The 9,213-nt window shown below is 58.7% G+C and carries 8 protein-coding genes; 2 read left to right on the top strand and 6 right to left on the bottom strand.

Annotated features, from left to right (window positions below; all coding sequences use genetic code 11):
- Positions 1–206: 206 nt before the first annotated feature.
- Positions 207–1,349: a response regulator gene (locus NW852_RS06760; protein WP_414370818.1), complete on the bottom strand. Its 1,143-nt coding sequence runs from the start codon at positions 1,347–1,349 to the stop codon at positions 207–209.
- 186 nt (positions 1,350–1,535) lie between these two features.
- Here NW852_RS06760 and NW852_RS06765 point away from each other — a divergent pair, with 186 nt between their 5' ends.
- Positions 1,536–1,820: a YggT family protein gene (locus NW852_RS06765; protein WP_414366353.1), complete on the top strand. Its 285-nt coding sequence runs from the start codon at positions 1,536–1,538 to the stop codon at positions 1,818–1,820.
- A gap of 19 nt (positions 1,821–1,839) precedes the next feature.
- On the opposite strand, the gene NW852_RS06770 is transcribed toward NW852_RS06765, so the two are convergent.
- The 3 genes from NW852_RS06770 to NW852_RS06780 form a co-directional block, all read right to left on the bottom strand.
- Positions 1,840–2,958, bottom strand: a complete 1,119-nt coding sequence (locus tag NW852_RS06770; RefSeq protein WP_414370816.1) for an electron transfer flavoprotein subunit alpha/FixB family protein — start codon at positions 2,956–2,958, stop codon at positions 1,840–1,842.
- Between the two features lie 171 nt (positions 2,959–3,129).
- On the bottom strand, positions 3,130–3,954 hold the full coding sequence (locus tag NW852_RS06775; protein WP_414366349.1) for an electron transfer flavoprotein subunit beta/FixA family protein: 825 nt from the start codon (positions 3,952–3,954) through the stop codon (positions 3,130–3,132).
- A 427-nt stretch (positions 3,955–4,381) separates the two neighbouring features.
- Positions 4,382–5,464, bottom strand: a complete 1,083-nt coding sequence (locus NW852_RS06780; protein ID WP_414368759.1) for an ABC transporter substrate-binding protein — start codon at positions 5,462–5,464, stop codon at positions 4,382–4,384.
- Positions 5,465–5,774: 310 nt separating this feature from the next.
- Here NW852_RS06780 and argS point away from each other — a divergent pair, with 310 nt between their 5' ends.
- Complete coding sequence (gene argS / locus NW852_RS06785; protein WP_414366345.1) at positions 5,775–7,571, top strand: arginine--tRNA ligase; 1,797 nt, start codon at positions 5,775–5,777, stop codon at positions 7,569–7,571.
- A 57-nt stretch (positions 7,572–7,628) separates the two neighbouring features.
- Here the strand turns inward: argS and NW852_RS06790 are convergent, their stop codons facing one another.
- Both NW852_RS06790 and NW852_RS06795 read right to left on the bottom strand, forming a co-directional pair.
- Positions 7,629–7,994, bottom strand: a complete 366-nt coding sequence (locus tag NW852_RS06790) for a hypothetical protein (protein WP_414333663.1) — start codon at positions 7,992–7,994, stop codon at positions 7,629–7,631.
- Positions 7,995–8,032: 38 nt separating this feature from the next.
- Positions 8,033–9,213, bottom strand: a 1,181-nt coding sequence (locus NW852_RS06795; protein WP_414426582.1) for a hypothetical protein, incomplete at its 5' end; no start/stop codon positions are given.

Below are 9,213 nucleotides of genomic sequence, written 5' to 3' on the forward strand. Positions count from 1 at the left end.
GGGTACAGGGCGGAGCTCCTGCGGTTTCTAGCTGAAGGGGGATCCTATCTTTTGGCGCTTTTGGCCGCATTTAGCCCTGTAGCCCTAGGCTAGCTGGACTACCCCCTATTGTTTGGTGAAGTTCCTCTTCTGTCCAGTATTCTGCTATACTCTGCCTGCTTGGCTCGAATCTCGACATTTTTTAGGAACTTCGGCTGGCCCCACGCTTATTCGCCGCCACCCCGCTTGGGAGGTGGGCCTAAATAAGACTCGACAACGGTCAACAATTCCCTCTCGGAAAATGGCTTGCTGAGAAACTCGTTGGCCCCGGCCATGCGGGCCTTGATCCGGTCGGTGAAGCCGTCCTTGCCGGTGAGCATGATCATGGGGGTTTCGCGGAACTGGCTGGATTTGCGCAACATGGCGCACAGCTCATACCCATCCAATTTGGGCATGGCCACATCGCAGAGGATCATGTCGGGGTTGAGGAGAAACACCTGTCCCAGGGCTTTGAGGGGGTTGCCGATAGTGGTGACCTGGTAGCCCTCGTTTTGCAGGATGAACTCCACAGTTTTTTGGATGGCCATGGAGTCGTCGATACAAAGGATGTGGCTGGGCTTGTCGCTGGGTTTGAGGGGACGAGTGCGCTGGGGCTCGGCGATCAGGACAGGGTCGGAGAGGTGGATTGCCCCTTGGCGAACATAGGGATAGATGGCTTTGGCCACTGCCAGGGTGTCTCGGCCCAGGTAGCGACCCATCTGGCGAATGCTGGTTTTGCCGTCGGACCACTCGCTCAGGGCTTTGAAGACGGGGGCGGGCAGGGTTTGCTGGAGCGGCAGGGGGTTGAGGATGGTGGGGGCTTGGTTAGGAGCTTGGATATAGGGATGCAGCTTTTTCCACTCCTGCACCTGGGTGACCATCTCAGTAAGCAGGGGAGTGACGGGGAAGGTGGTCAATTGCGGGGCCAAGGGGGGTCCGGCTTCGAAAATGAAGGAGCCCTGGTGGAGGCTGAGCAGGTCAAAGAGGACTTCCCGCACCATGCCCAGCAGGATTTGCTTGCCTTGGCTGGGGTTGAGCTTGTGGCTTTCCAGCAAAGACCAGAGGCGGTTGTACTCGGGGGCATTGGCCGCTGCTTTGTGGGGGATCTCAACTTCGTCTAGGGCAGCTTCCAGCTTGAAGCGGCGCAGGTAGTCTCTGAGGCGGGCAATGCTCCCTTCGCCTTCAGAGGCATAGATGATTTGCCCATTCAGGAAAAAGACGAACCAGTAGATAGAGGGCCTGGCCTCTACGAAAAGCTCACCGGTGCGCTGGCCCAACTCGATCAATTGAAGGATGCTGCGGATATCGATCTCTTGTAATCTTCCCTGCATGGGATCCCTGCCTGCAGTCAGCAAGATATGACCATTATGACGCTAGTCTCTAGTGGCTGCGGCCCTGCTTGTAGGACTATTTTGGAAACGGAGTTAAAGTTTTAAAAAGTTGGGGTTAAGCTTAGAGCCGAGTGCCTGCATTCCGAGTATCCTCGTATCCTCTAGAGCCTGGTTCCTGCAAGACGTATGCTGCCGCAATTCACTGCCTGGGTGCTGGGTCCGCTACTGGGGATCTACACCGTCCTGTTTGTGCTGCGCATTTTCCTGTCTTGGTATCCGCAACTGGATACTTCTCGACTGCCCTATTCCCTGGTGGTTGGCCTGACGGAGTTTCTGTTGCGCCCGACACGCCGCTTGATCCCGCCCCTGGGGGGGGTGGACATGGCGCCTGTAGCGTGGGTGGGTCTGGTTACCCTGTTGCGGGAGCTGTTGCTGGGACAGCAGGGATTGTTGACGATGGCCCTGCACTAGAGTGCTTTCCTAAGGATTATTAGCGGCCCTGCAAGATAGGGATCCGCGCGGCGGGAGTTTGCGCAAGCCGTGCAGGAGCTCCCGCCTGGATTTCCTCCTGCATCTGCTGCAGTTGCCGGATCAGTTCGGGCACCACCTGGTAGAGATCCCCAACGATGCCGTAGTGGGCAAATTTGAAGATGGGGGCGGCGCTGTCTTTGTTGATGGCGATGATGGTCTGGGACTTGTCCATGCCGACGCGGTGTTGGATGGCACCGGAAATGCCGCAGGCGATGTAAAGCTGGGGGCGAACGGTCTTGCCGGTTTGCCCCACCTGGTGGGCATAGGGGATCCAGCCGGCATCCACAGCCTTGCGGGAGGAGCCGACGGCGCTGTTGGGGAAACAGGCGGCCAGCGCTCTCATCAGCTCAAAGCCTTCTGGAGATCCCAGCCCGTAGCCACCGGAAACGATCACCTTGGCCCGCGTCAGATCCACCGCCTGGGAGAGGTTGTGCACCGTTTCCACAATGTGCAGCTTGAGATCCTCCGGCTCCAAGTTGACCGGCACCGGGATCACTTCCCCTTGGCGGGATCCGTCCCATGGCAAGGGCAGCATCACGCCGGGGCGCACGGTGGCCATTTGCGGGTTTTTCCAGGGGCCGAGGATACGGGCTTTGAGGGACTCACCAAAGCTGGGCCGAATCGCGTACAGGCATTCGGGGAAGAAACCAGACTTGTCGGGATCTCGGCTGTTGCTGTACTCGAAGGGGCCGATGTCAAGCTCGGTGCAGTCGGCGGTCAGGCCGGTTTCCAGGTGGGCGGCCAGACGGGGGGCTAAGTCCCGACCGGTGGTGGTGGATCCCAGCAGGATGGTGTGGGGTGGCTGGGGCCAGCTTTTGAGCAAGTCCAGGATAACGCGGCGGTAGGGCAGGGTGCGGTATTCGGCCAACTCGGGGTGGTCGGCGATGAAGACCTGATCCGCCCCGTGGCCGATGAGGATTGGGGGCAGGTGAGCGATGTTGTGGCCGAGGACGAGGGCACTCAAGGTCGCTCCCAGCTTATCGGCCAGCCGTCGCCCCGCTCCCAACAGCTCCAGGCCAATGGGTTGCAACTCACCCTTGATCTGCTCGGCGAAGATCAACACCCGCTTGTGCTCCATAGAGCTTACGACTCCTCATCGAAGTAGAAAGGCTGGGAAGTTTCGTCAATTCCTACACAGATTTCCGCAACTTAGTGATAATTCACCCAACAGGTTTGGGCGGGCTGCAACTGAGAAGTCAAGGAATGGGTTGAAAGGGTGGAGTTAGCAGAAGGGAAAAGAGGGTAAAGCCTAAGAGGTAGCTAGGTAGAGGCTCAAGTCAAGTGCCTGAGCCAATTCCTTCACCAGTTGCGGCACGGGCTGCCCTTGAAAGACCTGACAGTTGCCACCGATTTCCCCCACTTTTTCGGTGGCGGCCACGATGGTCGGGGATCCCTGGAGGCCGCAGCGCTTTGGATCGGCCCCCACATCGTCCAGGTTGAGGATCTGGATGGCCTCGGCCCGTGCCGCCTCATCCCTCATCAACCGCTGCACCCGCTGCACGCCGCGTAGGGTGGGATAGGCCAGACGTCGCGCTGAATTGGCCACCGTGACCAAGGCCGGCAGCGGCACCGCCACCGTTTGGGATCCCCCTTCGATGGCCCGCCGCGCCACCAGGATCCCATCGCGGATCTCAAAGGCCTCGCAATAGGTAACCTGAGGGATCCCCAGCCGCTCGGCCAACTGGGGCCCCACCTGGGCTGTGTCGCCGTCGGTGGTCTGCAGCCCGCAGAAGATGACATCGGGCCGGCCCGCATAGCGAACCGTGTGGGCCAGGGTGTAGGCAGTGGCCAAGGTATCCGAAGCGGCCAGGCGGCGGTCGGTCATCAAAATGCCCCGATCCACGCCGTGGGCAATGGCCTCGTAGAGCACCTCAATGGCCGGCGGTGGCCCCATCGTGATCGCTGTCACCCTCGCCCCATGTTGCCGTTTGGTTTGCAGGGCCGCTTCCAGCGCATAGCGATCGAAGGGGTTCAGCATCCGCTTGGCCTTGGCCCGGTCGATCGTGCCGTCACTGTTAATGCCGGCTTTGGCATTTTGATCGGGAACTTGCTTAATTAGGACAAAAGTTTCCAAGGATATCAGCTCCCTAGCGATCCCCTCCAGACTAAGAGGGATCCCTAGGCAGCAGAAACTTATTCAGCTTTTTTTCGGGATCGGAAACGGTGAGCACTCTGATGAGCACTCTTCAGTCGCCTTTCTCAGCACATCAGTTGCTCAAGTTTAAGTAACTTTAAACAAAGTTTGAGATATTCCCTTGCTGCTGCGCCTCGCTTGCCATCTCTAACCCAGCAACGCAAATGCGATTAAAACCTACCTCTCTCCCAAGAGAAGTCTGGGATCCCTGCTGCGAAAAGCTTGGAGAATATCTTGCTGGAATGACTGAGCCAATGAGCTGGGTTCCTCACCTGCCATCGGGAAAAGCCGTCTGGCCGGCAAGAAGCGTTCACTGTCTCTGCAAGTCAACAGACAGCGCTTCAAAGTTGTTGTGTGATTCTCCAGATCAGGCGATCATTCGCTCAGATTTGGGGGGAAGTAAGCTGTTGTCAAATACTTTCTCCAGAGGCGGTTTGGCAGAGAGGCCAAAGCCATCCACCACCTGAGCAATCGCGGTTTCCATCCGGGCAGGCACCACGTCCCCCAAGCCGATTTCCCGCACCTCCTCGGTAACAAACAGACGCGGCATAGCTAGGGTGAGACGCAGTTTCTCAATGGCAGTGTCCAGCACCTGCCCTTCGGCTTTGGCTTTGTCCAAAAACGCCAACATATTGCCGTCGGGGTCGCGGATGGTGTCTTGCCAGCCCTTGACGTAGGCCCTCAAGAAAGCTTTGAGTTGCTCCGGCTTCTCGCGCAGCAGTTGCACGCGGGTGATGACGGCATTACCGTATAGCTCAAGGCCATAGTCGTTGTAGAGAAAAGGCGTGATGTCGTTCAAGCTAACGCCACCCCGCACCAAATTGGGCATGGCCGAGGTCATAAAGCCGCTAATTGCGTCCACCCGGCCTTGGATCAGGAAGGGCTCGCGTAACTGTGGCTCCATGGTTAGCCACTCTACTGAAGCCGGATCGATGCCGACTTGCTTGGCAAACACCGGCCAGAGCCGACGCGGCGCATCTCCTGCAGGCGCCCCCAGCTTCTTGCCCGCCAGTTGGGCCGGCTCTGTAATGCCTCTGCCTTTCAGGGTATAGATGCCGAAGGGAGAGCGGTTGAAGTGAACAAAGATCGCCACCAAGGGCACATCCGGGTTTTTGGCGTTGAACTCGATCATGGAGTAGGGATCCCCTTCCCCCAGGTCGTACTGGCCAGCAGCAATCTTAGTGATGGAATCGGCAGAGCCAAAGCCGCGCTCGTAGGTTACTTCTAGCCCCTCTTCAGCAAAGTAGCCCTTCAAGATCGCAGTTCCAAGGGGGGTATCCATCGAGGAAGGCAACCAAGAAAGGGTGAACTTCAGGGGCGTCAGGCCCTGGGAAACCAGAAGCGGCCCGCGGCTCTGGGCCTTGGCCTTTAGCCCGCCAACGGCCACCAGAGAGGCAGCCGCAGCAGCAGATTGCAGGAATTGGCGACGCGACGATTTCGAGATGGACATATCCATATGCTCCGCAGCACCTGGCTCAGTAGGGATCCGCAGGGGGAAAGGTGGCAAAACTTGACCTGAGCTGACAACAGCTAGCAACCAACCTAGCAAGGTGGGGCCAAGCTCTTGTATTTTAGGATACCTTAAAGCCCGATCGAGAACTCTGTTCCACCGGTTTCTCAGATTGGTTTTCGCAAGGCAGGTAAGGGCAGTGTCTAGCTGGGGAGCATCTGTTCTTTTGTCAAAGCCGGTTGGTTGTCGATATGATAATGCTTCTTGACATCCCTCGAACTTCCCTCGAGGTCTGCCAACGCGAACCGCTATGGCCACTCAACCCCTATCCACCTCCCTGATTCGGTTCCTCGCCGCCGCCGTATCCGAGAGCATTCAACGGGCGGTAGCCGCAGGCCAACTGGGATCCCTAACACCTGAGCAGGCGGCAGGGGTTACTCCCGTGATCCAGATCCCCAGCGATCCCCGCTACGGCGACTACGCCTGTCCTACCCCCTTGGGGATGGCCAAGCTCTGCCGCATGGCGCCGGCCCAAATTGCCCAAACCCTGCAAAAACACCTGGATCTGCCGGACATAGAAACCGAGGTGGCAGGCGGTGGGTACCTCAACTTCCGGCTGGGGGATCCCTTTTTGGCCGAGCGATTGCAAGAGCTGTTGCGGTTGGGGGAAGATTTCGGCAAAACCGCTGCCCCCCATCCCGAGCGCATCCTGCTGGAGTATGTTTCCGCTAACCCAACGGGGCCGCTGCACGTGGGACATGGGCGCTGGGCTGCCGTCGGCTCGACCCTGGCCAACCTGCTGCGCTGGACGGGGCACCAGGTGGAGCGGGAGTTCTACATCAACGATGCTGGCAACCAGATGCGGCTCTTGGGCCAGTCGCTAGAAGTGCGGGTGCGACAACTGCAAGGCGAAGAGGTGGCTCTGCCGGAAGATGCCTACCACGGCAGCTATTTGGTCGATATCGCCCGGCGGCTGTTGGATCAGGTCAAGGCCGGGATCCGCCCTCTGCCCACCACCCCGGAAGAGTACACCGATTTTGCTTACCAGGAAATGCTGGCCTGGCAACAGCAGACCCTGCAACAACTGCGCACCGAGTTCGATCACTGGTTTAGCGAACGCCGCCTGCACACCCCCGATCCCCAGACAGGGCTGAGCGCCATCCAACAGGCTTTGCAGGAGCTGCAGGAGCGCGGCTTCCTCTACAGGGCTAAGGCGCCGCGGGGTGAGGATCCCAAGCCGGGGGCGGAAGAGGCCGTCTATTTCAAAACCCAAGAGTTTGGCGACGACAAGGATCGGGTGGTGCAAAAGGCCGATGGCTCCTTTACCTACCTGGCCGCCGATATTGCCTACCACCGCGACAAAGTGCGGCGGGGCTATCAGCGACTCATCAACATCCTCGGCTCGGATCACCACGGCTATATCGGTCGTTTAAGGGCGGCGGTGGGCGCCTTCAGCCCAGAGGTCAAGCTGGAGATCCTGATTGGACAATTTGTCAAATTGTTCAAAACCGACCCGGAAACCGGCGAGAAGACCGAAGTGCGCATGTCGAAGCGCACCGGCAATTTTGTCTCCTTAAACGATCTTATTGAGGATCCCGAAATTGGCGTGGGGGTCGATGCAGCCCGCTGGTTTTTGCTCAGCAGCAGCATGGACAGCCCCATCAACTTTGATTTGGATTTGGCCGTCAAGCAAACTTTCGACAACCCGGTGGTCTATGTCCACTACAGCCATGCCCGCTGCTGTACCCTGCTGCGGCGGTTACAGGAAGAGGAACAGGTGCAGCTAACCGCCACAGTTGCTTTGACGGAGCAGCAAAAACTGCCCTACAAAGAACCTGAAGAGCGATCCCTGCTGCTGCGCCTCTTGGCCCTGCCCGATGAGCTGATTGCCGCTGCCGAAGAGCGCGCCCCTCACAAGATCATTCGCTATGCCGAGGCGATTGCTGCCGATTTCAACAAGTTTTACGACAACTGCCGCATTTTGCCCCTCTTAAAAGAGGATCCTCTTTTGGCCCAAGCCCGCATCCAATTGGTGCAGGCCACGCGACAGGTTTTATTTAACGTGCTCACCGGCATTCTCGGCCTGAGCGCGCCAGAGTCGATGTAGATGTTAAGTAAAACCGATCCCCATCCCAAGACGAGAGGGAACTTGGGGATCAACTGCCTAAGTTTCGACTCTGTGGGCGCGCAAGAGCACGTTGGTTCCCAATCCCTCTTGGGCCATCCAAAAAGCGCAAATCCACCACGAAACCTCGTCTTGGCGATAAATGCCACGGGTGAGGGGATAGGATTGCAAAAGGTCAGCCATCTGCGATAAAGCTGGCACCTCAGCCACATAATTGGCCCACACTTCGGGATCCAGATCCTCGTAAACGTAATCGGACGGGAAATATAGGTGGCTTGCTTCTAGGCCGGGCCGGTCGGTCAGGAGTAGTTGAGCGGGGTCAGAAGACTCACATCCCAAGCGATCCCCGATTTGAAACGTGAGTTGAAACAAGCGGTTAATCAGATCGAATTGTTCGGGGTTCATAATTTCAGAATTCCCAACTTGCGGGTGTGGGGTGAGCATCAGAATTGACAGGTGCGACGGCTGCGCTCCAGCTCCGGCTCGATCCAAGAGAGGGCAAAGTGGCTCACACAAGGCAACTGCGGAAAGCGGCGGGCCAGGGATCCCATCTGGATTTCCAAGCTGGGGCGTTTTCGCTGCGCTTGTCCCCATAGGCCGGCGATGGCCGGGCAGACAAAGGTTTGGGGAGAGGCCACGGCCAGGATTTGCCCCACCTGCTGCACCACACAGGAGCCATCCTCGCACTTGGCATAGGCCATCGGGTGCCACTCCATGTTTGGATCAAAACGATCCCAAGGCTGGAGACGGGCGTCGAACCCTTCTCCCACCGCCTGGTTGCCCTCGGGGAAAAAGACGGCCCCGGTCGGGATCCCAAGGCTTTGGGCCGGTTGGGCAGCTTGCCGCAGGTAATCGAGGATCCCATAGCGGGCAAACTCAACGCTGAGCTGCCAGAGCTGCTCTTGCCAGCGCTCCTGTCGGAGAGCGGCGCTAGGGGTAGGGGTGGGATCCGGCGGCGCTGCTTTTGGACGGGGAGCCGCCAAATTCTCTAAATCCCTATTCCCTGAATCACCTTCTAAATCGGCATGGGTGGAATGCCAATTCTCGCCTGCTTTGCTTTGGGCCATCCCGTCCCCTAGTTCTGGAGAAAGCGGCCGCTCCCTGCTTGCGCTGGGCTTGGGATCCCCTGGCTGGCGCCAGCGGGGCTCTTCGGCATAGGTGGCATCCAGATGGAGAACATCTGCCACAGTAATATAGCCCTGGCTGAGGTAACGCTCCAGCAAGGCTCGGCCCGCCGGGTTTTCTGCCAAATCCAGGTAGGCTTGCCGGGCTGCCTCCCCATGGATCCACAGATCCTGGACGGTGGCTGCCAGGCTGGATCCCCCAGAGCCGCGGGGATAGCGAATGTAGTCGAAGAGGATCCCATCCGGCTGCCGCTGCAGGATGCGGCGGATTAGCTCGGCAAAATCCCGTCGCGCCAGAGGATGAAAGGGATCCACAAACACCTCATCCGGGCTGCCCAAATCTTCTGCAAGGGCTGTCGCTGGATCCAAGACAGTGGTGAGGCCACGGCCGTTGCGGGCCAAGACTGCCTGGCGACCTGGGAGAAGCCCGTAGCTGTAGCCGAAATTGAGGGAAAACACCCAGGCATAGGCCGATAACCCCCGCCGTCGCGCCGCCTTGA

The organism is Synechococcus sp. H60.1, assembly GCF_047462335.1.
In the GTDB taxonomy this organism is placed as follows: domain Bacteria; phylum Cyanobacteriota; class Cyanobacteriia; order Thermostichales; family Thermostichaceae; genus Thermostichus.

Bases quoted from the DNA above. Each gene is read 5' to 3' on its own strand.
- NW852_RS06760 (WP_414370818.1), bottom strand. From the start codon at position 1,349: ATGCAGGGAAGATTACAAGAGATCGATATCCGCAGCATCCTTCAATTG.
- NW852_RS06765 (WP_414366353.1), top strand. From the start codon at position 1,536: ATGCTGCCGCAATTCACTGCCTGGGTGCTGGGTCCGCTACTGGGGATC.
- NW852_RS06770 (WP_414370816.1), bottom strand. From the start codon at position 2,958: ATGGAGCACAAGCGGGTGTTGATCTTCGCCGAGCAGATCAAGGGTGAG.
- NW852_RS06780 (WP_414368759.1), bottom strand. From the start codon at position 5,464: ATGTCCATCTCGAAATCGTCGCGTCGCCAATTCCTGCAATCTGCTGCT.
- argS (WP_414366345.1), top strand. From the start codon at position 5,775: ATGGCCACTCAACCCCTATCCACCTCCCTGATTCGGTTCCTCGCCGCC.
- NW852_RS06790 (WP_414333663.1), bottom strand. From the start codon at position 7,994: ATGAACCCCGAACAATTCGATCTGATTAACCGCTTGTTTCAACTCACG.